The sequence below is a fragment of the Streptomyces afghaniensis genome, from assembly GCF_044327915.1.
Lineage (GTDB): Bacteria > Actinomycetota > Actinomycetes > Streptomycetales > Streptomycetaceae > Streptomyces > Streptomyces afghaniensis.
Genome location: NZ_JBIRGJ010000002.1, coordinates 922230 through 946265, shown reverse-complemented (window position 1 = coordinate 946265; position 24036 = coordinate 922230). Strand labels below are relative to the sequence as shown.

The 24036-nt window shown below is 73.5% G+C and carries 17 protein-coding genes; 3 read left to right on the top strand and 14 right to left on the bottom strand.

Features of this window, described 5'->3' with window-relative positions; genetic code table 11:
- Window positions 1-22: 22 nt before the first annotated feature.
- The 6 genes from ACH4G3_RS10450 to ACH4G3_RS10425 all read right to left on the bottom strand — a co-directional run bounded on the left by ACH4G3_RS10450 (window position 23) and on the right by ACH4G3_RS10425 (window position 7381).
- Window positions 23-1168, bottom strand: coding sequence for an RNA polymerase sigma factor (locus ACH4G3_RS10450; protein WP_397624109.1), 1146 nt, complete (start codon window positions 1166-1168; stop codon window positions 23-25).
- Window positions 1169-1183: 15 nt separating this feature from the next.
- On the bottom strand, window positions 1184-1591 hold the full coding sequence (locus ACH4G3_RS10445; protein ID WP_020276244.1) for a YciI family protein: 408 nt from the start codon (window positions 1589-1591) through the stop codon (window positions 1184-1186).
- A 126-nt stretch (window positions 1592-1717) separates the two neighbouring features.
- Window positions 1718-3364 (bottom strand): glycosyltransferase family 2 protein, encoded by a 1647-nt coding sequence (locus ACH4G3_RS10440; RefSeq protein WP_397624059.1) that lies wholly within the window; start codon window positions 3362-3364, stop codon window positions 1718-1720.
- A complete protein-coding gene (locus ACH4G3_RS10435) occupies window positions 3361-5556 on the bottom strand; it encodes a CDP-glycerol glycerophosphotransferase family protein (RefSeq protein ID WP_397624058.1) in 2196 nt (731 codons plus the stop codon). The genes ACH4G3_RS10440 and ACH4G3_RS10435 overlap by 4 nt, the downstream gene beginning before the upstream one ends.
- 87 nt (window positions 5557-5643) lie before the next feature.
- Window positions 5644-6474, bottom strand: a complete 831-nt coding sequence (locus ACH4G3_RS10430) for an ABC transporter ATP-binding protein (protein WP_397624057.1) — start codon at window positions 6472-6474, stop codon at window positions 5644-5646.
- Window positions 6467-7381, bottom strand: coding sequence for an ABC transporter permease (locus tag ACH4G3_RS10425; protein WP_397624056.1), 915 nt, complete (start codon window positions 7379-7381; stop codon window positions 6467-6469). The genes ACH4G3_RS10430 and ACH4G3_RS10425 overlap by 8 nt, the downstream gene beginning before the upstream one ends.
- Before the next feature lie 184 nt (window positions 7382-7565).
- Here ACH4G3_RS10425 and ACH4G3_RS10420 point away from each other — a divergent pair, with 184 nt between their 5' ends.
- Complete coding sequence (locus tag ACH4G3_RS10420) at window positions 7566-8192, top strand: TetR/AcrR family transcriptional regulator (protein ID WP_397624055.1); 627 nt, start codon at window positions 7566-7568, stop codon at window positions 8190-8192.
- 19 nt (window positions 8193-8211) lie between these two features.
- Here the strand turns inward: ACH4G3_RS10420 and galE are convergent, their stop codons facing one another.
- Window positions 8212-9192 (bottom strand): UDP-glucose 4-epimerase GalE, encoded by a 981-nt coding sequence (gene galE, locus ACH4G3_RS10415; RefSeq protein WP_397624054.1) that lies wholly within the window; start codon window positions 9190-9192, stop codon window positions 8212-8214.
- Between the two features lie 65 nt (window positions 9193-9257).
- Window positions 9258-10874 (bottom strand): glycosyltransferase family 2 protein, encoded by a 1617-nt coding sequence (locus ACH4G3_RS10410; RefSeq protein ID WP_397624053.1) that lies wholly within the window; start codon window positions 10872-10874, stop codon window positions 9258-9260.
- Window positions 10875-11055: 181 nt separating this feature from the next.
- On the opposite strand from ACH4G3_RS10410, the gene ACH4G3_RS10405 reads away from it, so the two are divergent.
- On the top strand, window positions 11056-12642 hold the full coding sequence (locus ACH4G3_RS10405) for a glycosyltransferase family 39 protein (RefSeq protein WP_449657599.1): 1587 nt from the start codon (window positions 11056-11058) through the stop codon (window positions 12640-12642).
- Here the strand turns inward: ACH4G3_RS10405 and ACH4G3_RS10400 are convergent.
- Window positions 12572-13060: a MarR family winged helix-turn-helix transcriptional regulator gene (locus tag ACH4G3_RS10400; protein ID WP_397624051.1), complete on the bottom strand. Its 489-nt coding sequence runs from the start codon at window positions 13058-13060 to the stop codon at window positions 12572-12574. The two genes, ACH4G3_RS10405 and ACH4G3_RS10400, sit on opposite strands and share 71 nt — an antisense overlap.
- Window positions 13061-13184: 124 nt before the next feature.
- Between ACH4G3_RS10400 and ACH4G3_RS10395 the strand changes: the two genes are divergently transcribed.
- A complete protein-coding gene (locus ACH4G3_RS10395) occupies window positions 13185-13598 on the top strand; it encodes an organic hydroperoxide resistance protein (RefSeq protein ID WP_397624050.1) in 414 nt (137 codons plus the stop codon).
- 11 nt (window positions 13599-13609) lie between these two features.
- On the opposite strand, the gene ACH4G3_RS10390 is transcribed toward ACH4G3_RS10395, so the two are convergent.
- The 5 genes from ACH4G3_RS10390 to ACH4G3_RS10370 all read right to left on the bottom strand — a co-directional run bounded on the left by ACH4G3_RS10390 (window position 13610) and on the right by ACH4G3_RS10370 (window position 23967).
- Complete coding sequence (locus ACH4G3_RS10390; RefSeq protein WP_397624049.1) at window positions 13610-15169, bottom strand: hypothetical protein; 1560 nt, start codon at window positions 15167-15169, stop codon at window positions 13610-13612.
- Between the two features lie 128 nt (window positions 15170-15297).
- On the bottom strand, window positions 15298-17103 hold the full coding sequence (locus ACH4G3_RS10385) for an arabinofuranosyltransferase AftB family protein (RefSeq protein WP_397624048.1): 1806 nt from the start codon (window positions 17101-17103) through the stop codon (window positions 15298-15300).
- Window positions 17100-19340, bottom strand: coding sequence for a bifunctional glycosyltransferase/CDP-glycerol:glycerophosphate glycerophosphotransferase (locus ACH4G3_RS10380; RefSeq protein ID WP_397624047.1), 2241 nt, complete (start codon window positions 19338-19340; stop codon window positions 17100-17102). The genes ACH4G3_RS10385 and ACH4G3_RS10380 overlap by 4 nt, the downstream gene beginning before the upstream one ends.
- Before the next feature lie 8 nt (window positions 19341-19348).
- Entirely contained in the window at window positions 19349-21547 is a 2199-nt protein-coding gene (locus tag ACH4G3_RS10375) for a bifunctional glycosyltransferase/CDP-glycerol:glycerophosphate glycerophosphotransferase (RefSeq protein WP_397624046.1), read from the bottom strand.
- A gap of 158 nt (window positions 21548-21705) precedes the next feature.
- Entirely contained in the window at window positions 21706-23967 is a 2262-nt protein-coding gene (locus ACH4G3_RS10370; RefSeq protein ID WP_397624045.1) for a bifunctional glycosyltransferase/CDP-glycerol:glycerophosphate glycerophosphotransferase, read from the bottom strand.
- Between the last annotated feature and the right edge of the window lie 69 nt (window positions 23968-24036).

The following is a 24036-nucleotide window of genomic DNA, read 5'->3' as shown; positions in this document are numbered from 1 at the left end:
GGCTGGTCCTGAGCGCGGCCCGTCAGCGGCTTCGGCGGGCGTTGAGCCGGGCGGCCTGGCGTGTCAGGTGGGCGCGCTCGGCGAGGTTGGGTGCCTGGTGGGCCGCCTCGGCGTACAGGCGGGCCGCCGTCGCCAGGTCGCCGTCGCGCTCGTGGAGGTAGGCCGCCACCGCGGTGTGGCGGGGCAGTGAGGCCTCCAGGGCCGCGAGTGCCGCGAGGCCGGCGCGCGGGCCGTCGGCCTCGCCGACGGCGACCGCGCGGTTGAGCCGGACGACCGGGCTGTCGGTCAGGCGCGCGAGCTCGTCGTACCACTCGACGATCTGCACCCAGTCGGTCTCCTCGGCGGTGGGCGCGTCGGCGTGGAGGGCGGCGACGGCGGCCTGGGCCTGGAACTCGCCCAGCCGGTCGCGGGCGAGGGCCGCCTGGAGGATCCCGACGCCCTCGGCGATCAACGCGGTGTCCCACCGGCCGCGGTCCTGCTCGGCGAGCGGCACCAGGCTGCCGTCGGGCGCGGTCCGGGCGGCACGCCGGGCATGGTGGAGCAGCATGAGGGCGAGCAGCCCGGCCACTTCGGGGTGGTCGATGCGGGCCGCGAGCTGCCGGGTGAGCCGGATGGCCTCTCCGGCGAGGTCGACGTCGCCGGAGTAGCCCTCGTTGAAGACCAGGTAGAGGACGCGCAGCACGGTGGCCACGTCGCCGGGCTGGTCGAACCGTACGTCGGAGACGGTGCGCTTGGCCCTGCTGATGCGCTGCGCCATGGTCGCCTCGGGCACCAGGTAGGCCTCGGCGATCTGGCGGGTGGTCAGCCCGCCGACGGCGCGCAGCGTGAGCGCGACCGCCGATGCCGGGGTCAGCGACGGGTGGGCGCACAGAAAGTAGAGCTGGAGCGTGTCGTCCACCGCGGGCGCCGGCCCGGGCGCCGGCTCCTCCTCGACGCGGTCCTCACGCCGGCGGCGGGCGGCGTCCGAGCGGGCGGCGTCGAGGAACTTGCGCCACGCCACGGTGACCAGCCAGCCCTTCGGGTCCCGCGGCCGGTCGGCCGGCCAGGCGCGGACCGCCTCGACCAGCGCGTCCTGCACGGCGTCCTCGGCCGCCGCGAAGTCGGCTCCGCGGCGGACGAGGACGGTGAGCACGCTCGGCGTGAGGCTCCGCAGCAGAGCCTCGTCCAGCTGGGGCACCGAGAGTCACTCCGTGATGGTGGGCTGCACGCCGTAGAACGGGCGCAGCTCCAGCCACTCGTGGATGGGCTTCCCGCCCGCGCCGGGGGCGGCCGACAGTTCCCCGGCCAGCTCCACGGCCCGCTCGTAGCTGTCGACGTCGATCACCATCCAGCCGGCGATGAGGTCCTTGGTCTCGGCGAACGGCCCGTCGGTGACCGGCGGGCGCCCCTCACCGTCGTAGCGGACCCACGTTCCCTCGGGTGCGAGCGCCTGGCTGTCGACGAACTCGCCGGTCTCCTCGAGCCGCGCCGCGAAGTCGCGCATGTACTGCAGGTGGGCCGAGATCTCCTCCTGGCTCCACTGGTCCATCGGCACGTCGTTGGCCGAAGCCGGGGCGCCGCGGTAGTGCTTCAGCAGCAGGTACTTGGCCATCGTGGTTCTCCTCGGTCCTGGTGCGACCCATTGTGGTCGCGTTCACCCCGGGGACGGAGCCGGACGCGGGTTCTCGACATCCCCGTCGACATTCCCTGCAAAGTTTCCGAACTTTTCCGGCCCGGCCTACTTCAGCGCGCTCGCCACCAAGCGTGCCGCCCTCTTCACCCGGGGCCTCGCCACCCGGCGGGTCAGCGGGCGGATCAGGGTCGCCGTCAGACCCAGCGGTTCCCAGCGGACCTGGAGGCGGCCCGGGCCGTGCCCCTCTGGTTCCAGGGTCAGGCGGTGGTGGGGGACCTGGGTGGTCAGGGCCGGGAACGTCAGGGGCGCCAGGAGCAGGCCCGTGTGGGTCAAGCCCTGGTGTTCCAGGCGGAGCAAGGGGTGGCGGACTCCGGCGAAGCCGTGGAAGGGCAGGGGCGCCGCCGCCAGGTCCAGGTGGGCGTGGCCCTCGAAGATGCCGGGGCGGACGGGGGAGAGGCGGAAGGGGACGCTGAGACGGCGCCGGCCCGGGGCGATCAGGAGGGTCGCGCGCTGAGGACCGACGGGGAGGCGCAGGGCCGGGTCGTACGTGCGGACGGTGAGGTCGACCGAGGCGCCGGGGCCCCGGGTGATCTCCGTGATCTCGTGGCGGAACTGGGCGCTCGGGAAGGGGCGTGTCTCCAGGTCCAGGTCCGAGATGTCCAGTTCGCGGCGGGACCATTCGGTGGAGGGGATCCGGTCGCCCCAGTAGGTGCGGCCCTGTTCGTCCGCCGTCACCTGCCTCGGGGCCACACCGTGCCCGAGGCCCCGGGCCGCCAGCCTGGCCTCCGGCAGGCGGCGGTCGCGGATGAGCTGGAGGACCACTCGCTCAGCGCGGGGGAGGCGGGCGAACGCGCCCGGCGTGAGCGTGTCGAGGTACGGCGTGACGATGTCCGCGAAGGAGGACAGCCACTCCTCGTCCCGGTAGGGCAGGTCACCGGCGTACATCCGGAAGTCGTGCTTGAGGAACTTGTGGTCCTTGTCCTCCCGCAGCGACTCGTGCCCGCTCTCCGCCAGGAACGCGTCGATGAGGTGCTGGACGTGGACGCGGTCGCGGACGTTGGCAAGCTTGTGCCGCTGGTTGGATATCGAGGCCGTGTCGGAGGCGGCGAACGGGGCGACGTACCAGCGGTAGACCGGCTCCGGGATGATCGTGAACGCCTTGGCCAGGCAGTACGCCTGCGCCGAGAACAGCTGGTCCTCGTAGTGGATGCCCTCGGGGAAGCGCAGGCCGTGCCGGTCGAGGAAGGCGCGGGCGTACATCTTGCTGGTGGCCAGGTGCTCGAAGAGCAGACGCGGGTCGGCCTCGATGCCCTCGAGGGTGCGGCGCTCGGCGACCAGGTGCGGCATCCACGTCGAGCGGCGGCCGCTGTCGACCCGGACGCGCTGCACCGCGCCCATCGCGAAGTCGATCTCGCGTTCGCGGTGCGCGGCGAGCAGCAGTTCGACGGCGTCGTCGGGGAGTTCGTCGTCGCTGTCGAGGAACATCAGGTACGGCGCCCGGGCGATCTCCAGGGCGCGGTTGCGCGGTGCGCTGCAGCCGCCGCTGTTCCGCTCCAGGCGGAGGTGGCGGACGCGGGGGTCCTCGGCCGCCAGACGCCGTGCGACCTCCGGGGTCCCGTCCGTCGAGTGGTCGTCACTGATGACGATCTCCACGTTCGCGTGGGTCTGCCGGCGGACCGAGTCGACCGCGCGCGTGAGGCGTTCGGCGTCGTTGTAGACGATGACCGTCACGGTGACGTCGGGGGTGCTCATGCGGTCGCCTCCTGCGGGGTCGGGGCCGGGGTGCGTTCCTCGAACGGCAGCACCGGCGGCAGGGACCGTTCGTCCTGGCCGAGGAAGACCCGGCGGACGACGCGTTCGGCGGCGCGTCCGTCGTCGTACTCGCAGAACCGGCGCCGGAAGACGGCCCGGGCCTTCGCCGCGCCCTCGTCGCGCCACGCCTCGCTGGTGAGGATCTCCGTGAGCTCCTCCTGGGTGCGGGCGACGGGGCCCGGGGCCTCGGCCATCAGGTCGAAGTAGACGCCGCGGGTGGTGCGGTACGTCTCCCAGTCGTCGGCGTGGATCACGATCGGCCGGTCTAGGTTGGCGTAGTCGAACATGATCGAGGAGTAGTCCGTGACCAGGGCGTCCGCCGCCAGGCACAGCTCCTCCACCGGGTCGTAGGAGGAGACGTCGACGATCCGGCCCGTGCGGCGCAGGTTGGTGAGCGGGGAGGCCGCGCCGCCGTAGAAGTAGTGGCCGCGGACGAGCAGGACCGTGTCGTCGCCGAGGCGGTCGGCGAGGGCGGCGAGGTCCAGGCGCGGGGTCCAGCCGGCCTCGTAGTCGCGGTGGGTGGGCGCGTACAGGACGGCCCGGCGGCCCGGCGCGATGCCGAGCCTGTCGCGGACCGCGCGGATGTCCTCGGTGCCGGCGGTGTAGTAGACGTCGTTGCGCGGATAGCCGTGGTCGAGGGAGACGTAGTGCGACGGGTACGCGCGCTCCCACATGCGGGTGGTGTGGCTGTTGGCGGAGACGCTGTAGTCCCACTTGTCGATGCGCTCCAGCAGCGCCTGGAAGTCCAGGCCCTGCGCGGCCGCCGGGTACGCCATCTGGTCGATGCCCATGCGCTTCAGGGGCGTGCCGTGGTGGGTCTGGAGGTGGATCGCGTCGGGGCGTTTGACCACCGCGTTGGGGAAGTTGACGTTGTTGACAAGGTACTTGGCGGTCGCCAGCACCTCCCAGTAGCGGCGGCTGCCGGGCACGACGTGGTCGGTGCCGGGCGGCAGCAGGGCCGCGTTCTCCTCGGTCACCACCCACACCGGGTGGATCTGCGGGGCCAGTTCGGCGAGCTTCGCGGCGATCGCGGCCGGGTTGCAGGCGACACCGCGGTTCCAGTACGCCGAGAACACCGCGAGGTGGGGATCGACCGGGCGGCCGAGCGCCCTGCGGTACTGGTGGTCGCGGAGCCTGGCGCCGGCCTGCCGCTTGCGGGCCCGTACGGCGGACTTGGCGGTGCGGCGGGTGCGGTTGACCGCCTGGAAGGCCCGGTACCTGCCGTAGGCGCCCTCTTCGAGCAGGGAGCGGCGCACGCCTTCCAGGCCGGCCGGGCGGCGGTAGCCCTCGGGGCGGCGGCGCAGGGCGGCCAGGGACGCCCGCCGGAAGAACTCCCGCGCGACCTCCTCCGGCATGCCACCGCGGGCGAAGGTGCGCAGGCAGTCGCGGACCATGACGTCGTAGAGCACGGCGTGGGCGGCGCGGCGCTCCCGGGTGAGGTCGAGGAGCGACTCGTAGCGCTCGACGAGGCCGTAGCGCTGCCCGGGAGTGGCAGGGGGCAGGCTCGCGGGGCGCAGCCGGCGGTCCTCGTAGGCGACGTGCGGGAGGCAGGCCACGCGGTCGGCGAGCAGCAGGGCGGCCAGGGCGGCGTACGGCTCGTCGTCGGTGGTGAGCCGCTGCTCGTGCGCCCGCCAGAAGTCCGCGCGCAGCACGCGGGTGCCGAGCAGCGGCGTCAGGCGCAGCAGGGGCACGCAGTCGTCGAGGGCGACGTCGGCACGGCCCGCCCGGGCCAGCAGGGAGCCGTCCCGGGAGGGCATGCCGGAGGTGTGCCAGGTGCTGCGGACGTGGTCGAGGAGCAGGACGTCCACTTCGCCGGGCAGCTCGGCCACCCGCTCGGCGACCGTGCGCGGGGCGCCGGCGGGCAGGCCGTCCTTGGCGTGGACGAAGTGCAGCCACCGTCCGGAGGCCCGGGCCGCGCCCGCCGCCCGGGCCGCGGCGTCGCCCGTGCCCTCCGGCAGCGGAACGACCCGCACGTCCGGGGCGTGCCGCTCGGCCGTCTCCCGGGCCCAGTCGCCGACCGCGGCCACGATCAGCTCGGCGTCCGGCAGCGGATGGGCGGCGAGGGAGTCGAGGAGCTCCGTCAGATGGTCCTGAACGTTCGGCCCGTGGACGATGACGCTGAGCTCGGGCATCAGGGGCTCCTCCCTCTCGGCGCACCAGGCGGGCCTTATTCGGTCATGGTGCCATCAAAGCGGCAAAAGGACCGACCGGGGTCCGCCTCACGAGGGAACGGGCACCTCGGGCTTCGGCTTGGCCTTGGGGGACTTGTCACCGGTGAACGCCTCGTACTCCTTCAGGACGTCCTCCGTCGGCCCGTCCATGCGCAGCTCTCCGCGCTCCAGCCACAGCACGCGGTCGCAGGTGTCGCGGATCGACTTGTTGTTGTGGCTGACCAGGAACACCGTCCCGGCGTGCTTGCGCAGCTCGCGGATGCGGTCCTCGGAGCGCTTCTGGAAGGAGCGGTCACCGGTGGCCAGCGCCTCGTCGATCAGCAGGACGTCGTGGTCCTTGGCGGCGGCGATGGAGAACCGCAGCCGCGCCGCCATGCCGGAGGAGTACGTGCGCATCGGCAGCGTGATGAAGTCGCCCTTCTCGTTGATGCCCGAGAAGTCGACGATCTCCTGGTAGCGGTCCCTGACCTGCTCGCGGGACATGCCCATGGCCAGGCCGCCGAGGTACACGTTGCGCTCGCCGGTCAGGTCGTTCATCAGGGCGGCGTTGACGCCGAGCAGGGAGGGCTGGCCGTCGGTGTAGATGTGGCCGTTCTCCACGGGGAGGAGCCCGGCGACGGCCTTCAGCAGGGTCGACTTGCCGGAACCGTTGGTGCCGATCAGGCCGATGGCCTCACCCCGGTACGCGACGAAGGACACGTTCTTCACGGCGTGCACCCGGCGCACGCCCGACGCCTTCTCCGTCTGCTTGCGGCGCACGATGCGGTTGAGGGCGGCCGTCGCGGAGCCGCGTCCGGCGCCGGTGCCGTTGACCCGGTAGACGATGTCGACGCCGTCGGCGACGACGGTGGGGATCCTGTCGTTGGCGATGTCAGCCACGGCCGTACGTCTCCTCAGCCTTCCAGAAGTAGATGAAACCGCCGACACCGGCGACCAGCGCCCAGCCGGCGGCGAGCGCCCACACGTGGGCCGGGAGCTGGCTCGCGTGGAAGCTGTCGATCAGGGCGAAGCGCATCAGGTCGATGTAGACGGCGGCCGGGTTGGCCGCCAGTGCCACGGTCACCACGTGCGGGAGGCTGTCCTTCTGCGCCAGCTTGTCAATGCTCCACATGACGCCCGAGACGTACATCCAGGTGCGCAGCACGAACGGCATCAGCTGGGCGATGTCCGGTGTCCTGGCGCCCATCCGGGCCATGACCATGGAGACGCCCGCGTTGAACGTGAACTGCAGGAACAGCGCCGGCACGGCCAGCAGCCAGGACGCGCTGACCGGCACGCCGAAACAGAGCAGGATGACGACCAGGGCGCCCATCGAGAACAGCAGCTGCTGCAGCTGCTGGAGGCAGAACGACAGCGGCAGCGCGGCGCGCGGGAAGTGCAGGGCGCGCACCAGGCCGAGGTTGCCGGAGATGGCGCGGGTGCCCGCCATGATCGAGCTCTGCGTGAACGTCCAGATGAACACGCCCGTGACCAGGAACGGGATGTAGTCCGGCACGCCGTGCTTGGTGCCGAGCAGCACGCCGAAGATGAAGTAGTAGACCGCCGCGTTCAGCAGTGGCGTCATCACCTGCCAGACCTGGCCGAGCTTCGCCTGGCTGTACTGGGCGGTGAGCTTGGCGGTGGCGAACGCGGTGATGAAGTGGCGGCGGGCCCACAGCTGGCGGACGTACTCGGGCAGGGCGGGACGGGCGCCGCTGACGGAGAGGCCGTGGCGGGCGGCGAGGGCCGCGAGGTCGTCGTCGGCCGGGGCCGGTGCTTGGGGCGGTGTGTGGAGGACCTGGCTCACATCCGCTGCTTTCGTTCGGGGGGTGTGGGACCTGTGGGTCGTGAAGAGCGAGGGGATGAGGCGGTTCTTACCGGACTCTTCACGACTTCTTACGTCGGGACGGGACCGTATCGTCGTAACGCGAGCGTATGCCGTCGGGACGTCGGAACGCAACCGTTTCGTCGTGACGCCCTATGCTGTCGGCATGACGACGAAGCCCGACGAGCCCCAGCAGCCCCCGCGCCGCCGGGCCCCCGCGGGGGCCGCCGTACTGCGGGAGGACGTGACGGAAGCCATCCGGGCGGCCGTCTTCGAGGAGCTCGCGGCCGTCGGCTACGCGCGGATGTCCATCGAGGGGATCGCACGCCGGGCGGGCGTCGGGAAGACGGCGGTGTACCGCCGCTGGCGCTCCAAGCTGCACCTCGTCCTCGACATCGTCTCGGCGCTCGCCGTGCAGGGCCTGCCCGTGCCGGACACCGGCTCCCTCGAGGGCGATCTGCGGCTGCTGTACGAGGTGACGTCCCGCGCCCTGCGCCACCCCGTCGCCTCGCAGGTCATCCCCGACCTCCAGGCCGAGGCGGCCCGCAACCCGGACATCGCCGAGGCCCTCCAGAAGGCCCTGCGCGAGGGCCAGGACGGCGTCGCCACCGGCATCGTCACGGCGGCGGAAGCCCGCGGCGAGCTCCGCCGGGGCATCGACCACGACCTGGCCCTCGACCTGATCTCCGGCCCGCTCTACTGGCGCTCGGTGGTGATCCGCAGCCCGAAGCTGCCCAAGGGGTACCTGGGGTCGCTGGCCCGGGCCACGGCGGGGGCGTTGAAGGCGTTGTAGTCCTGTCGGCCGACCCGGATCAGCCCCGCGCCGCCTCCGGATGCAGGCGTACCCAGCCCTCCCACGCCGACGTGATCATGTCCTGGACGTCGAGCCGGGCCTTCCAGCCCAGCTCGACGGCCGCGCGGTCGGCCGAGGCGACCACGCGGGCCGGGTCGCCCGGGCGGCGGGCCATGACCGTGGGCGGCCGGTCGTAGCCGGTCACCGCGTTGATGCGGTCGATCATCTCGCGGACGGAGACGCCCTCGCCCCGGCCGATGTTGAGCGTGAGGCCGCGGCCGGGGGAGGAGCGCAGGGCCCGGGCGGCGGCGACATGGGCCTCGGCCAGGTCGACGACGTGGATGTAGTCCCGTACGCAGGTGCCGTCCGGGGTCGGATAGTCGTCGCCGAAGACGCGCGGCGGTGCGTCCTGGGTGAGCTTCTCGAAGACCATGGGGACGAGGTTGAACACGCCGACGTCCGCGAGCTCCGGGCTCGCCGCGCCGGCCACGTTGAAGTAGCGCAGGGACGCGGTCGACAGCCCGGTCGCCCGGCCCGCCGCGCGCACCAGCCACTCACCGGCCAGCTTCGTCTCGCCGTACGGCGACATGGGCACGCACGGGGTCTCCTCGGTGACCAGGTCCACGTCCGGCATGCCGTACACCGCCGCCGAGGAGGAGAAGACGAAGGACGCCACCTTCGCCGCCGTCACCGCGTCCAGCAGCACCCGCAGGCCCTCGACGTTCTCCCGGTAGTAGTGCAGCGGCCGCTCGACCGACTCGCCCACCTGCTTCTTCGCCGCGAGGTGGACGACGCCGGTGACCGCGTGGTCCGCGAGGGTGCGCGCGAGCCGCTCGCCGTCCAGAGTGGAGCCCACCACCAGCGGCACCCCCTCGGGCACGCGCTCGGCGATACCGGTGGACAGGTCGTCGTACACCACCGCCTGCTCCCCCGCCGCGGTCATCGCCCGTACGACGTGCGCTCCGATGTAGCCGGCGCCGCCGGTGATCAACCAGGTCATGTGCGGCCGTCCCCTCGTCAGTTGGCCCATGTGGTGGTGCTCTGTGCCGATACGTCGTCGTGCCCTCAGTGAAGCAGGCGGCGCAGCCTTCCGCGTGCGACGGACAGCACACCACGTACGCCGGGCGCCACGCGCAGCGCCAGCGCACCCGAATGGGTGGCGTACGGCTGCACGAGTACCACGCCGTGCCGGGCGCTGGGGACGGCACTGCGGCGCAGCAGACCGGCGCCGGTGAGGGCGTGCGCCGTGACCGCGCGGCTCACACCGTCGCGGAAGCGGATCCGAAGGCGCAGGTCCCAGGTGCCCACACCGGGCGCGGCCAGCGCGGCGAGGTCTACGGTCGTCTCCGCCGACCAGGTGCCGGCCGACGGCGCCAGCGCGGTCGTACGGCGGACCGCCGCGTCCCCGTCGTCCCGGTGCCGCCACTCCACCTCCACCGACTCCGGGCCCGCCCGCGCCAGCCGGCCGTACAGCTCGTGCAGGCGCAGCCGGAGCCGGGCGCCACGCGCGCGCGGCCGCAGCTCCGCGTCGACGGCGAGGGGCAGCACGGGCACGGGCCGGGTGAGCAGGGGTTCCAGGGAGACCTGCGGGAGGTCCTCCGACCAGACGGGCGTGCCGTCCGCGGCCCGGGCGTACGGCGGGCACAGCCGGGCCGGGCGGGCCGCCAGCTCCCGCAGCCGGGGCAGGTCGCGCGGCTCCGGGGAGGCCAGGACGACCCGCCCCACCAGCCGGCCGGGAGCGGCCGGGTTGCGGGCCCAGTCGTCCGCGTCGTACTCCGCCAGATGCGCCCGCGTGAGCTCCCACCACGCGCGCCGGTAGGCGGTGTCGCGCAACCCCAGTTCCCGCATGTACATCCGCAGGTCGTGGTCGAGGAACTTGGCACGCGCGACCCGGGCGAGTTCCTTCTGCCCGGCGCCCAGCAGGACCTCGTACGCCTGCCGGCACGCCTCCGTGCGGGCCCGCCAGTTCTCGACGCCGGCCCGGTCCAGCGAGATCGACAGCCGCTCGGCTGACCGGCGCACGTGCCAGACGTACACCCGGTCCGGGACCAGGGCGATGCGCGGGGCCGCGGCCAGCACACGCGCGGTGAAGACGACGTCCTCGTACGGGAAGCGGCCCTCGGGGAATCGGATGCCGTGCTCGCGCAGGAAGCCGGTGCGGTAGAGCTTGTTGACGCAAAGCGTGTCGTGGACCAGGAGCGGTCGCTGCGCGGGGTGCGGTACCACGGAGTGCAGCGCGTACAGGCGCGCCTGCCAGGGCACTTCGGGGCCCGACGGCAGTTCCCGGCGTACACACAGGCCGCTCGCGACCTCCGTGTGCGCGCCCGTCGCCGCGTCGAGCAGAGCGCCGACCGCGCCGGGCGGCAGGACGTCGTCGCTGTCCAGGAACATCACGTACGGCGACGTCACCGCGTCGAGCCCGGTGTTGCGCGGGGTGCCGCAGCCGCCGCTGTTGGCCCGGCGGCGGATGACCTTCAGCCGGGGTTCCGACGCGGCGAGCCGGTCGAGCAAATCGGCGCTGCCGTCCGTCGAGCAGTCGTCGACGGCCACGACCTCGCGCACGGCCGGGCCCTGGGCGAGCGCCGAGCGCACGGCGTCCGTCACATGGGCGGCGTCGTCGTAGCAGATGACCACGACGGCGACCTGGGGGAGAGGCCTCTCGAGGTTCTGTACGGCATCCATTACGAGGGATCGTAAGCCGGGTGAATGACATGAAAGTGGTAACACACCATCAAGTGTCACCAAAACCTGTGCAACGCCACAGAATCAGGCCGTGACGAGCGGACAGTCGAGGGGGAGCGGACAGTCGAGCGGGAGCGGGCGGTTCGCGGGTGTGGTGCCCGTGACGGTTCCCCCGGTGGTGATGGCGGGGATCGGGCTGTGGGGCCTGGACCGCGGTGGCATGTGGGGCGACGAGAGCGTCACCTTCCAGGTCGCGCAGCGCACGGTGCCGCAGATCTGGCGGCTGCTGCACGACGTGGACGCGGTGCACGGCCTGTACTACCTGTTCATGCACGCCGTCCTCACCGTCCACCCGGGCGAGGTCGTCCTGCGTCTGCCGTCCGTGTGCGCGGCGGCGGCGACCGCCGGCCTGGTCGCGGCCCTCGGCGTCCGGCTGGCCGGGCCGCGGGTCGGCCTGTGGGCCGGTCTCCTCTACGCGATCACGCCGATGACCGGCCACTACGCCCAGGAGGGACGGTCGTACGCGCTCGTCGCCGCGGGCGTGACGGGGGCGACGCTGCTGCTGCTCAGGGCGGTGGAGGCGGCGACCGCCCGGGCCTGGTGGCCGTACGGGACCGTCGTCGCCCTGACCTGTCTGCTGCACGAGCTGGCGGTGCTGGTGCTCTGCGCGCACGCGCTGACGCTGGCGCTGCTGCGGGTGCCGAGGGCGGTGTGGTCGGGGTGGGGGCGTGCGGCCGGGGCGGCGGTGCTGGTCCTGCTGCCGCTGGTGTGGGTGTCGCAGGGGCAGTCCGGGCAGGTGGCGTGGCTGACGACGCCCGGGTGGGACAGGGCCTGGAGGCTGGTGCGGAACTTCTCTCCCGGCCCGGCCGGGGTGGCCTTCTGGGGGCCGTTGCTGCTGATGGCCGTCGGGCTGCGGGCGCGGCGACTGGCGGCGGTCGCGCTCCCGCTGCTGCTCGTGCCGCCGGGGATCCTGATGACCGTGTCGCAGGTGAGACCGCTGTTCCACGACCGGTACGTGCTCTACTCCCTGGCGGGAGCGTCCCTGCTGGTGGCCGCCGGGGCCGGGCGGGTGACCGGAGCTCTGGGGCGGGTGCGGTTCGGCGGGCGCCGGGTGCGGGTCGGCGGGTGGCGGGTGCGGTTCGGCGGGCGCCGGGTGCGGGTCGGCGGCCGGCGGGTGAGGCCCCTGCCGGGTCTCGCCGGCGTCCTCGCCCTCGTCGTCACCTTCGTCCACCAGCTCCCCGTCCACCGCCAGGACCGGTCCGCCGCCCACCGCCCGGACAACCTCGCCGCCGTCTCCGCGTTCGCCCACCGCAAGGTGCGCCCCGGCGACCCGGTGCTGTTCGTGCCGTCGGTCGGGAGGCTCGCCGCGCTGGCCTACCCGAAGGGGTTCCGGCAGGTGCGGGACATCGCACTGCGGGAGTCGGCGCCCCGGTCCGGGACGCTGTGGGGCCGTGAGACGACCCCCGGGCAGCTGCGACACCGGCTCGCCTCGGTGGACCGTGTGTGGGTCGTCGCCGAGGCCTACGCGCTGGATCCGCGCTGGTCTCCGCGCGATCCGGTCGAGCGCGCGAAACGGGCCGTCCTGGCGGAGGAGTTCACCGTCCGGGAGGAACATGCCCGGGGCGGGGTGGTGCTGCGCCTCCACGTCCGGAAGGCCCCGGCCGGCACACGGACCACGAACGACCCGCCCGGTTCCGCTACGACCGCTCGTCTCCCGGCAGACCGGCCTGCGGTTCCGCGAGCGCGGCCGCGTCCAGGGTCGTGGTGAGCTCGTCGACGCGGGCGCGCAGGGCCCGGATCTCGTCGGGCCCGAAGCCCGTCGAGGCGGCGATCCGGCGCGGCACCTGAAGCGCCCGCCGCCGCAGCGCGGTGCCCTCCTCGGTCAGCCGCACCTCCACCGACCGCTCGTCGCGCGCGCTGCGCTCCCGCCGTACGAGCCCCGCCGTCTCCAGCCGCTTCAGCAGCGGCGACAGCGTGCCGGAGTCCAGGCGCAGATGCTCACCGAGCTTCTTGACGGGCAGCTCGTCGTGCTCCCACAGCACCAGCATCACCAGGTACTGCGGGTAGGTGAGCCCGAGGTCCTTGAGGATCCCGCGGTAGACGCCGTTGAAGGCGCGGGAGGCCGCGTGCAGGGAGAAACAGATCTGCTGGTCCAGGCGGAGCCAGTCGTCGTCCGGCGTGTTCATGCTTCCAGGGTAGCTCGTGCCCGCCATTCAATTGCACACAACTTAATTGTGTGCTCTAATTCTGGATGTCAGGCGGCCCGGAAGCGGGCCGCCGAACGTTGACGTGTGAGAGGGAAGGTTTTCCATGGACGCGCTCTACACCGCTGTCGCCACCGCCACCCACGGCCGCGACGGCCGGGCCGTCAGCTCCGACGGCGTGCTCGACCTCGCCCTGGGCGTGCCCCAGGCGATGGGCGGCAACGGCCAGGGCACCAACCCCGAGCAGCTCTTCGCCGCCGGGTACGCCGCCTGCTTCGGCAGCGCTCTCGGCCTCGTCGGCCGCCAGGCCAAGGTCGACGTCAGCGACGCCGCTGTGACCGCCGAGGTCTCCATAGGCAAGCAGGGCGAGGGCTTCGGGCTCGCCGTCGTCCTCCGCGTGGAGCTCCCCGACAGCGTGGACGAGACGACCGGCCGCAAGCTGGTCGAGCAGGCCCACCAGGTCTGCCCGTACTCCAACGCCACGCGCGGCAACATCGAGGTCGACCTCGTCGTCGAGTAAGCACCGGCCCGTCACCCCCGGACCCGCGCCAGCACCTCCCCCGTCCGTCTGCTCCACGCCACCACCACGGCCTCCTCGGGCACCGGGTGCCAGCGCGTCAGCAGCAGCCAGCGCACGTGATAGCGGCGGACGACGGCGGCCCGCTCGGCGCGGGTCGAGTCGTGGGCCAGGTAGGCGCGCACGTCGGCCGCCCGGCGTTTGCGTTCCCGTTCGTCCAGGGCAGGGTCGGGCCAGATGGGCGCGGCGAGGTTCGGCCCGTACCCGGCGATGGAGTGGCCGGCCAGATACCCGTCGGTGATCACCACCTCGCCCCGCCCGATGTGCCGCGCCGCCCAGTCGTACGACGGCCAGCGCGTCGGCTGCGTGAACCCCACCGGGTCGACCGAGCGCGGCACGACCGCCCCGGCGTGCACGGTGACGAACCCGACGCACACCCCGGCCGCCGCCGCCCCGCCCAGCGCCCTCCTCGCCCGCCGCCACGGCCGGGGCGCCGCCAGCTCCACCGCCGCCGCGAACTGGAGCGGCACCAGCACGGCCCACAGAGCCCTGGCGTACGTGTAGTGCCCGCTCACCCAGCCGTACGCCACCAGCAGGCACTCCAGCAGGAACATCAGCACCAGCGGGTCACGCACCGACCCGCGGGCCCGCACCCACAGCGCGGGCAGGCCGAGCAGCGCCAGCCAGGAGTTGGCGAGCATCCGCTCGTACAGCTGCCGGTGCATCGCGTCCATGCCGGTGTCGCCCACCAGCGTCAGGACGTCGTAGTACGGCCACGACACGGCGACCGCCGCGCAGGCCGCACCGGCGAGGGCCCAGCGCGCCAGGACCGGCCGGCGCCACCCCCGCTGCCGAGACGCCACGATCGCCACCGCCCCGACGAGCGCCGAGGCCGCCGTGACGGGGTGGGTGAGCAGGATCAGCCCGTACAGGGCGCCGATCCCGGCGTACCCCCACCAGCCGCCGAGCCCGCTCGGGCCGACGAACCGCACGGGCGGGGCGTCCTCCCGCGCGCGCACGCAGGTCCAGGCCCACACCCAGAAGGTCAGCCCGATCGCGACCGCGGACGGATAGCCGAGATTCGTCGTCATCGACATCAGCCCGAGGTAGCCGCTCCACAGGATCCGCGCGGTGCCCCACAGCAGCGTCATGAACAGCAGCGCCAGGACCGGCGCCCACGGGCGCGGGGTGAGGGCCCGGACGAACCGGCCGATCCCCGTCAGCAGCACCAGCAGATGCACCGGCCCGGCGAGTTTCACGACCGCCCAGCCGGACAGCCCCGTCAGCCGCGCCAGGACGCCCTGGGCGACGGCGTACGGCCCGTAATACGGGCTGCCCTCGCCCGGCAGATCGGCCATGGTGTGGGCCGGATGCAGCAGATCGGCCTTGAGACGCTCGACGACCGCCGCGTGCTGACCGGCGTCGCAGCACAGCGGGACCCGCCAGTACGCCAGCGTCATCACCAGCCAGAACAGGGCGCCGAAGCACTGGTACGGGGTCGGGCGCCCCACGCGGCCGCCACGCAGTGCCGTCGCGCCGCGCACGGTCCGCCGGACGACGACTCCGGCGCTCACAGGACTGTCGGAAAGGGGAGGGACTGGGGCATGCGCCGAATGTTCCCGCCCCTGCCGGAGGCCTGACCCCGGGTCACTTCATCGGGTGAGACGGCTACACCCAGCTGCCGATGCCCCGCCTGCCGATGTCAGTCGCACAGTGCCCGCTCCGCCGCGGCCGGCCAGCGCGCGAACCGGAACCGCGTCCGCTCGTAGGATCCCGTGAGGTTCCGCCAGAACCGCTCGGCGGTCAGCGGCGCGCGCACCGACTCCCTCAGCTCGGCCAGCGCGCCGCAGCCCAGGGCCGCCCGGGCCGCCTCGACCGCCTCCCGCGAGACCCCGGCCCGCAGCAGGTCCCGCTGCGGCGGGTGCTCCACCGCCCACTCCGCGAAGACCCAGTAGTTGCGCAGGAACTTCTCGTGCCCGGGCCAGCTCCACCGCTCCAGAGCGAGATGTGCGCCGACGGGACTGGCGAGCCCCCAGGCGTCGTTGACATAGGCGTCGAGCGGCGCCGCGGCTCCCGTGACACCGAGATGACGTCCCACGATCACCGCGTGGTACGGGGAGTCCTCGCGCATCGGCGTGGCGTGCAGTCGGCGCCCGGCGTCGAAGTACAGCAGCGTCGGCCGGGGCGCCCGCGCGGCCTGCGCCAGCATGCCGCGCCCCTCCGGCAGGGCCGGCCAGTCGGCCACCCAGGTGGCGGTGCGCACCGGGTTGTGGTCGCCGAGGGCCTCCACGTCGGAGCTGCGCACGTTGAAGGATCCGGGCGTGCTGCGCACGTCGAAGGGCGCCCGCAGCGGGCTGACCGCCGCGCACAGCCACACCGCCAGCAGCGCGCTCGCGACCCCCGTGAACCTGGTCGCGGGCACGACCAGGACCGGCAGGAGCAGCAGCAGAAGGGCGGGCAGGATCATCCGGGCGTGCATGTAGTCGCCGCCCACGCGGACGACGTACGCGGCGAGCAGCGCACCCGCCGCGAGCGGCGCCAGCAGCACCGCGAGCGAGGTCCGCCCCGGGCCGCGGTCCCGCCGTGCCGGCCGGGTGCGCCGCACGAGGAGGACGGCCAGCGCGGCGAGCACGGGCACCACGGGCCACAGCCAGTACGGCCCGAGCGTCTCCTGCACATAGCCGGCGCCCCGGCCCCAGTCGCTGGCGCTCGCCTCCTTGGCGATGGCGGGCAGCGGCACCAGGATCCCGTAGTACCCCGCGCGGAACACCTCGTACGCCAGCGGCAGCGCCACCGCCGAGGCCGCCATCGCCGCGGTACCCCGCCGGGACGGGCGCAGCACCCACCACTGCGCCGCCAGGAAGCACACCGTGACCACGGCGAGATCGGGCCGGACCAGCGGCCCCAGCCCGAACACGAAGGCGGTGGCGTACGCGACCCGCGCCTCCCGGCCGCGCCGGGTGCCCGTCAGCAGCCACCACGACAGGCCGGTCCAGAAGACGCCGAGGCCGCTCTCCAGGCCCGAGGTCATGTACGACCAGAACGGGGGCACGGCCAGCAGCACGAACACACCCGCCGGGAGCAGCAGCCGCGCGCCCCGGTGCAGCCGGCCCGTGGCGTACAGGGCGAGCCCGAACCCGGCCGTGCTCAGCAGCAGGCCCAGTCCGACCGCGAGGAACGCGGGGTCCTCGCCGGTGACCCAGGTGCCCAGCGCGAGCAGCCACTGCCACAGGGTGCCGGTCGAACTCTCCGCCCGTTCCCCGACGTTGAACACGGGCCCGTTGCCCGCCAGGATCTGCCGGACCGGACGCAGGTAGATCAGCCCGTCGTCGCAGATCCAGCGCCGCCGGTAGCCCAGCACGAACAGGGCCGCGGTCGGTACGGCGACCAGGGCCGCGTGCCACCAGTGCACCGGCCGCAGCCTCTCCACGGCGGCCGGTGGCCGGGCCGAGGAGGCGCGCTGACCGGGCAGGGAGGGAACGGCCTCGGGGGTGGCGGGAGTTCTCATCGCTCGACCAGCGCCCCGGACGGGGCGGGCAGCCCCGGGGTGCGGCGGGCCGCGGGCAGCAGCGCACCGCTCCGCTCGCCCAGCATCAGCAGGCGTACGACCCGCTCGGCGGCCTGCCCGTCCTCGAACTCGCAGTACCGCTCCCGGAAGTCCGCCCGCAGCCGCGCCGACTCCGCGTCCTGCCAGGTGCCGGACGCGAACAGCCAGGCCAGTTCCCGGTACGAGCGCGACACGTGCCCCGGCGCGTCGGCCGTGATGTCGAAGTAGGCGCCCCGGCTCGCCGTGAACGCGCCCCAGTCGTCGGCGTGCACCACGACCGGCCGGTCGAGGAGGACGTAGTCGAACATCAGGGCGGAGTAGTCGGTGACCAGCGCGTCGGCGGCGAGCAGCACGTCCTCGACGTGCGGCTCGTCGGTCGCGTCCACCACCACCCCCCGCCGGTGCAGGTCGGCAAGGCCCAGGCCGCGCGCCACGCCCCCCGCCAGCGACGGGTGCAGGCGGACGACCAGCGTGTGGCCGGGGCCGAGGTCCGCGGCGAACCGGGCGAGGTCGAACCGGTCCACGTGCCCGCCCCGCCGGTAGTCGCGGCGGGTCGGCGCGTACAGCACGGCCGTGTGGCCGGCGGGGATGCCGAGCCGCTCACGCACGGCACGGCCCCGCTCCGGGCCGGCGCCGACCAGCACGTCGTTGCGCGGGCTGCCGGTGCGCAGCGAGGTGAAGTGGCACGGGTACGCCCGCTCCCAGGCGCGCTCCGCGTGCCGGCCCGCGACCAGGCTGTAGTCCCAGCGGTCGGCGCGGTACAGCATCTGCGGCACGTCGAAGCCGTGCCGGGCGCCCGGCTTGGTCAGCAGGTCCGCGCCCATGTACTTGAGCGGGGTGCCCTGGTGGGTGTGGATGTGGACGCTGCCGGGCCGCTTGGCCAGGGTGCCGGGCCAGTTGACGTTGTTCACCCAGTACGTGGCCCGCGCCATGACCTCGTGGTAGCGCCGCGAGCCCGGCGTCACGTGGTCGATGCCGGGCGGCAGCGCGTTCACCGCGTCCTCCCGGACCACCCACACGCCCCGGATGTGCGGGGCGAGTTCGCGGGCCCTGGCGTGGATCGCGGCCGGGTCGCCGGACACGCCCCTGTGGTGGGTCGCCGAGTAGACGGCGAGATGCGGATCGAGGGGCCGCTTCGACTGGGCCCGGTACCAGGTGCGCACGGCGACGTCCGAGGCCTTCCGCGTCACCCGCCGTCGCCCGCCCAGGGCGGCCGCGCGCACGTCCCGCAGGCCACGCACCGCCGCGTACGACGCGTAGGGCGCCGACGCCAGCAGCCGCATCTCGACCCCGCGCCAGCCGTCCGGCTCCGGGAAGCCGCCCTCCGGGAGGTGACGGCGGTGGAAGGAGCGGATCTCACGGTAGAAGTCGCCCCGGTCGGCGGGCCGCACCCGGTCCTCCCGGGACAGCACGAACAGCATGTGGTCCAGGGCCCGCTCCAGCAGCAGCGGCCGGGCCCAGTCGAGGTCGGGGCGCTGCTCCAGGAAGGTGAACAGGCCCTCGTACTGCGGGAAGATCTCGAAGTGCCGGCGCCCCGGCGTCTTGGTGATCGCGCCCTGCCGGCGCTGCCGGTACTCCACCCCGATCCGGTCCAGGCAGGCGATCCGCTCCGCCAGCACCATCGACCGGTAGGTGACCGGCGCGTCCTCGTACAGCCCCGGCGCGTACCGCAGGCCGTGCTCCTGGAAGAAGGACCGGCGGTAGGCCTTGTTCCAGGCGACCAGGAAGAGGTTCAGGTACTGCGGGCTCTCCCGGATGCCGAACGTGTCCGTGCCCGCGGCGGCCAGCAGGTCCGCCGCCTCGCTGCGCCCGCCCCGGCCCCACCAGTAGGTGCGCACGTGGTCGAAGACCAGGATGTCCGGCTCGCCGGTCACATCGAGGCGCGCGGCGACGGCGGCCAGCAGGCCCGGCGTGTAGTGGTCGTCGCTGTCGAGGAACAGGACGTAGTCGCCGGCCGCCTGCTCCAGACCGGCGTTGCGGGCCCGGCCGAGGCCCACGTTCTCGGGCAGGTGCAGCACCCGCACCCGGGCGTCGAGGGCCGCGTACTCGTCGAGGATCGCACCGCTGCCGTCGGGCGAGCGGTCGTCCACGGCGATCACCTCGAAGTCGCCGTACGACTGGCCGAGCACCGAGTCGAGACACTCGCGCAGGAAGCCCTGCACCTTGTAGACGGGGACGATGATGCTGAAGCGGGGCACTTCTTCGGTCAGCTCCTCACGAGGGTGGCGGACGGGGCCGGGACGCGCTCCGCGAGCGGGATCACGGGCGGGATCGACTCGGGCGGCTGTCCCAGCAGCACCCGGCGTACGACGCGCTCGGCGGCCCGCCCGTCGTCGAACTGGCAGAAGCGCTCCCGGAACGCGGCGCGCAGGGCCGTGGCGGACTCGTCCGCCCAGGTGCCGTCGCGGAAGACGGCCGCCAGTTCCCCGGGCGTGCGGGCGACCCGGCCGGGCGGGACCCGCATCAGGTCGAAGTAGACGCCCCGGACCTCCCGGTAGACCTCCCAGTCGTCGGCATACACGACGATCGGCCGGTCCAGGTTGGCGTAGTCGAACATGATCGACGAGTAGTCGGTGATCAGCGCGTCGGCGGCCAGGCACACGTCCTCCGAGGAGCGGTGCCCGGTGACGTCGATGATCCGGCCGCCGCCCCGGCTCGCCCCCTGGTCGTAGAAGTAGTGGGCCCGCAGCAGCACCACGTACTCGTCGCCGATCGCCTCGCAGAACTCAGCCAGGTCCAGGCCCGACGCGAAGCCGGTGGCGTAGTCGCGGTGCGTGGGCGCGTAGAGCAGGGCCTTCTTGCCGTCCGGGACGCCCAGCTCCTTGCGCACGCGGGCGACGTCCTCGGCGGAGGCCGTGCAGTAGACGTCGTTCCGCGGATAGCCGTACTCGAGGGTCTCGTGCGCGCCGGGGAACGCCTTCTCCCACATCTCGGTGGAGTGGCGGTTGGAGGTGAGGTTGTAGTCCCAGCGGTCGACCCGGGCCAGCAGCCTGGTGAAGCTGCCGGTCGCCGCGGCCACCACGGGGTACGTCGCCTGGTCGGCGCCCATCTTCTTCAGCGGTGTGCCGTGCTGGGTCTGCAGGTGCACGCTGCCGGGGCGTTTGACGACGGCGTCCGCGAAGTTGGCGTTGTTGACGAGGTACTTGGCGCGGGCCAGCACCTGCCAGTACTTCCGGCTGCCGATCACCGCGTACTCCACGTCCGGCGGCACGGCGCCCACCGCCTCCGGCTCCACCAGGAACACCGAGCGCAGGTGCGGGGCGAGTTCGCGGGCCTTGGCGTGGATCGCGGCCGGGTTGCAGGCGTAGCCGCGGCCCCAGTACGCGCAGTACACGACGAGGTTCTCGTCGAGGGGGAGACGCAGGCCCGCCGCGTACCGCAGGCGGGTGCGCAGTCCCCTCGGGCGCGGGAGCAGCGCGGCGGCCCGCGCGACGCGCCGGTTGGCGGCGCGCAGGGTGCGGAACGCCGCGTACGCCCCGGCTGCCAGCAGCCGGTGCTGGACGCCGAGACTGCCGCCGGGCGGCCGGTAACCCGCGGGGCGGTGCTGCCGGTAGAGCGCGCTCGCCCGGCGGAAGAACGCGCGCCGCCCGGCCGGCAGCCGCCGGGGGTGGGCGGCCGTCTTCAGTACGGCGGCGAAGAGCTGCTCGAACAGCGGCCTCAGCCGGTCCGCGGGCAGCCCCTGCTCCACGGCCCGCGTCAGCACCAGCTCGGTCTGGTCGAGAAGCTCGGCGTGGTGCTCTCCGGGCAGGTTGAGACGGTTGCCCTGCCGGCGCAGCAGATGCCGGACGACGACCGCGCGCAGGGCCGCCACCCGCTCCGCCCGCAGGGCGACCAGACCGCCGAACCCGGTGTCGGTGAAGTGGTCCCCGGGGAAGGCGAGGCCCTGCTCGGTGAGGAAGGCCCGGCGGTAGGCCGCGCTCCACGCCGGCAGCGCCACGCCCGTCAGCCGCGGGACCCGGCCCAGGGAGAAGGCCCCGTCCGGTGTCCCGGCCAGCAGGGGCGCGGCCGGGTTGACCGGCTCGCCCTCCCACCAGGGGGTGCGCTCGTGCTCGAAGTACAGGACGTCTACGTCGCCCACCGCGCCCAGCCGGGCGTCCAGCGCCGCCAGCGCCCCCGGGACCAGGACGTCGTCCCCGTCGAGGAACAGCACATGGCCGCCGACCGCCGACCGCAGCCCGGTGTTGCGCGCCCCGGCCAGACCGGCCGACGGCGGCGAGTGCACCGGCGTCACCCGGGAGTCCCGCTCGGCGTACCCGGCGACGACGTCCGCCGCGGGTGAGTCGGGCGCGTCGCACACCGGGATCAGCTCGAAGTCGCCGAACGACTGGGTGAGGATCGAGTCCAGCGCCTGGGACAGCCGGCCCGCGACCCCATGGGACGGGACGACGATGCTGAAACGGGGCATTCTGCTCTTTCTGTCGAGGGTCTACCGGAGTGAACGGCCGCGTCAGTCAGGCGGCGCGGCGGCGTCCCGGCCTCCCGGACGGGCGCCAGGAGGTGGGCCGGCTCGGGGTCGGCCGCGACGGGCTGGAGGGCATGCGGACTCCCACGCGTAGAACCGGGTCAGAGGAGGTCGGTGACGACGGGCGTACCGGCCGGGTGCGGCACCGTGGCGAGCGGCTCGCGCGCCAGCGAGGCCGCCGCGGACGGCACCGGCCGGCGCTCGTCGAGCGGCACGACCGGCGGCAGGTCCGACTCCCCGAGGACGACCCGGCGCACGACCCGCTCGGCGGCCCTGCCGTCGTCGTAGGTGCAGAACCGCTCCCGGAACGCCGAGCGCAGCTGGGCCGACCGGGAGCCGCGCCAGTGGCCGGTGGCGAAGATGTCGATCAGCTCGTCCTCGCCGCGCGCGACCGCGCCCGGAGGGAAGGAGCGCAGGTCGAAGTAGGTGCCGCGGGCGGCGTCGTACGCCTCCCAGTCGTCGGCGTGGATCACGATCGGCCGGTCCAGGTTGGCGTAGTCGAACATCAGCGACGAGTAGTCCGTGACCAGGGCGTCCGAGGCCAGGCACAGCGACTGGACGCTCGGGTGGTCGCTGACGTCGACGACCCGGCCGCAGGTGCCGGCCAGTGGGGTGTCGTAGGCGTGGTGGGCGCGGGCCAGCACCATGAAGCGCGGGCCCAGGCGGCGCACGATCCGCTGGAGGTCGAGGACCTGGCGCTGGGAGCGGCGGTAGTCGCGGCGGGTCGGCGCGTAGAGGATCGCCACCGTGCCCTCCGGGATGCCGAGCGAGGCGCGCAGCCGGGCCACGTCCGCTTCGGTCGCCGTGCGGAACACGTCGTTGCGGGGGCAGCCGTACTCCAGCGTGGTGTAGCGGCCGGGGTGGACGCGCTCGTGAGTGAGGGTGGTGTGGCGGTTGGCGGACAGCACGTAGTCCCACTGGTCGACGCCCTTGAGCAGCCGGGCGAAGTCCCTGCCCCGGGCCGCCGCCGGGCGCTCCTGGAGGTCGAGGCCGATGTGACCGAGCGGGGTGCCCTGCCCGGTCTGGATCAGGGTCTGGCCCCGGCGCTTGACCAGGCGGTGGTCGAAGTCGGTGTTGCTGACCAGGTAGGCGGAGCGGGCGAGTGCCGTCCAGTAGGCGGCCGTTCCCGGGACGAGGCGGCGCGGGCCCGGCGGGATCGTGTGGTGGTGCTCGGGACGGGCGATCCACGCGGTGCGGATGTGCGGCGCGAGATCGCGGAACGCGGACTCCAGCGCGCCCGGGTTGCAGCTGTGGCCGCGGCCGTCGTAGGCGGCGAAGACGGCCCGGTCGGCGCGCAGCGGGAGACAGCGCTGGACGCGGTAGTGGAGCCCGAGCGCGGCGGACCGCGCTCCGCGCAGCAGCTTCCCGGTGGTCCGCGCGACGCGGCGGTGAAGGGCCGACGCCAGCTGGAGCGTGCGGTAGGTGCGGTGCAGACCGAAGCGGATCAGGGTGTGGTGGACCCGGCAGCGCACGGGGACGGGGACACCGGGGGTGCGGTAACGGCGGTAGTGGGCGCGGGCCCGGCGCATGAAGTCCGCGTGCGTGCCGCGGGGCAGCCGGTCCGGGCGGGAGTACACGATCGCCAGGTGATGGACCATGCGGCGGAACAACACCGGCCGCCACCGGGCCAGTTCGGGCCGCTCGTCCAGATACGCGAACACCCGGTCGTACTGCTCGAAGACGTCGAAGTGCCGCTCGCTGGTGGTGCGCAGGATGCTGCCCTGCCGGCGCTGCCGGTAGTGCACACAGACGCGGTCGAGGGTCGCGATCGACTCCGCGGTCATCAGCACCGGGTACGTCCACGGCGTGTCCTCGTAGTACCCGGGCGGGAAGGCGAACCCCTTCTCCTCGACGAACTCCCGCCGGTAGGCCTTGTTCCAGGCGACCATCAGCAGCCTCAGCAGGCCCGGCCGGTCCTCCAGGCGGAACGGGGCCGGGCCCTGCTCGGTGAGCTGGAGGGCCGCCTGGTTGCGGACCGTCTCCCCCGTCCAGTAGGTGCGCGCGTAGTCGAAGACCAGGACGTCCGGATCGCCGGTCTCCTTCAGCCGGTCGGCGATGGACCGCAGCGCGTCGGGCGTGAGGGTGTCGTCGCTGTCGAGGAAGAGCAGGTAGTCGCCGCTCGCGTGGGTCACGCCGGCGTTTCTCGCGGGGCCCAGGCCGACGTTCTCCGGCAGGTGGACGGGGTGGACGCGCGCGTCGCGGGCGGCGAACTCGTCGATGATCGCGCCGCACGCGTCCGGCGAGCAGTCGTCGACGACGATCAGTTCGAGATCGGGACAGGACTGGGAGAGCACCGATTCGAGGCACTCGTGCAGGTACGCCTGAACCTGGTACGCGGGGACAATGACACTGAACCTGGGCAAGAGGCCATCCATCGGTCGGCGCGGGCGTTCGGCCCGGGAACGGCCGGTGGGCCGAGTTGGTTACGGCGG